Source organism: Kineococcus glutinatus (genome assembly GCF_039542765.1).
Classification (GTDB): Bacteria; Actinomycetota; Actinomycetes; order Actinomycetales; family Kineococcaceae; genus Kineococcus_A; species Kineococcus_A glutinatus.
Genome location: NZ_BAABIL010000504.1, coordinates 1 through 770, shown reverse-complemented (window position 1 = coordinate 770; position 770 = coordinate 1). Strand labels below are relative to the sequence as shown.

Annotated in this window: 1 protein-coding gene; it reads right to left on the bottom strand. The window is 77.3% G+C overall.

Annotated features, from left to right (window positions below):
• Positions 1–188: 188 nt before the first annotated feature.
• A partial coding sequence (locus tag ABEB16_RS17140; protein WP_345713435.1) for a class E sortase occupies positions 189–770 on the bottom strand: 582 nt, incomplete at its 5' end.

The window sequence follows — 770 nt, the reverse complement described above, 5'->3', positions numbered from 1 at the left end:
GGCAGCAGCGGGGCCACGGCGGGGAAGACGACGTCCATGCACAGCAGGACCACCCCCGCGGCGAGCACCGCGCACGTCAGCACCCGCACCCACACCGCTCCCGGCAGGTGCCGCCACAACCACCCGTACACGCCGTCTCCTCCCGCTCGCCGTCCTCGTCCGCACCTCGCACCCCTCCCGGGCCGGGCTCACCCGCCGCTGCCGCCCAGCGCCGCGGGGGGCCCCTCCGCGCGCGGGGTCACCTGCTCCAGCAGGGCGTGCACGACGTAGCGCTGCCGCGCCGAGTGCATCGGGTGGCAGGCGGTCATCGTCAGCCAGGCCTCGGTGGGCTGCGCGCCGGGCTCGCCCGGCACGGGGGCGATGACCCGCACCGCCGAGGGCGCGACGACCTCCCAGCTGCGCACCCGGTAGGTGAACCAGTCGGTGGCGGTGGCCACGACGACCGCGTCGCCCTCGCGCAGGTCGGCGATGAGGTTGAACGGCTTGCCGTAGGTGACGCGGTGCCCGGCGAGGGCGAGGTTGCCGATCTCGCCGGGGGCCGCGGTGTCCTCGTAGTGGCCGATGCCGAGCTTGAGGTCGGAGGCGTCGGTGCCCTCGACGACGGGCACGGCGTAGTCGGCGCCGAAGCGGGGGACGTAGAGGATCGCGAAGGCCCGGCCCTGCGGGGGGGCGGTGTCGACGGCGGGGGTGGTCGGCTGCGCCGGTGCGGGCGCGCCCGGGGTGGTCGCCTCCCCGGGGGTGGCCGGGGCCGTGGGGGTGGCCGGGGCGGT